The 405-nt window shown below is 42.5% G+C and carries 1 protein-coding gene and 1 pseudogene; one reads left to right on the top strand and one right to left on the bottom strand.

All coding sequences use genetic code 11. The features are described from left to right. The coding region (locus ACYVTD_RS17405; protein ID WP_461248885.1) for a family 4 glycosyl hydrolase at positions 1 to 218 on the top strand (218 nt) is incomplete at its 5' end. On the opposite strand, the pseudogene ACYVTD_RS17400 reads toward ACYVTD_RS17405, so the two are convergent. Continuing rightward, positions 205 to 405 (bottom strand): annotated as a pseudogene (locus tag ACYVTD_RS17400) (hypothetical protein); the annotation flags it as partial. The gene ACYVTD_RS17405 and the pseudogene ACYVTD_RS17400 overlap by 14 nt on opposite strands.

The raw sequence follows: 405 nt of genomic DNA, 5'->3' as shown, positions 1-405 counted from the left end.
CCGTAAAATTGCCTGTCCAACTTGCCGCGATGAATATGACCCACATCAATGTCCACCTAATTACATTAGAAGCCGCGACAACAAAAAAACGCGACCACATCTACCATGCGGCAATGTTAGAGCCACATACAACCGCAGAGCTCTCTATTGACGACATTCGCTCCATGACAGATGAGTTACTTGTAGCGCACAAAAATTGGTTGCCTAACTATTGCTAGGTTTCTTTTTAAGAGTAGGGTCTTTACGTTTTTCTTTCTCGGTGATTGTATTAAGAACTATTTCTGAAAGTCTTTTAAAGTGTTGGGGAAGCAGTTCCGCATCGGGGGAATTGTAGTATTCACGGACGGCATTTAACTCGTCGCGAGCTTGTTCAAATTTTCCCTGTTTGTAATGGATAATTGCGAA

This window comes from Treponema sp. R6D11, assembly GCF_054786075.1.
Note: the sequence above shows the minus strand (reverse complement) of the source record. Positions and strands in the feature narration are given on the sequence as shown.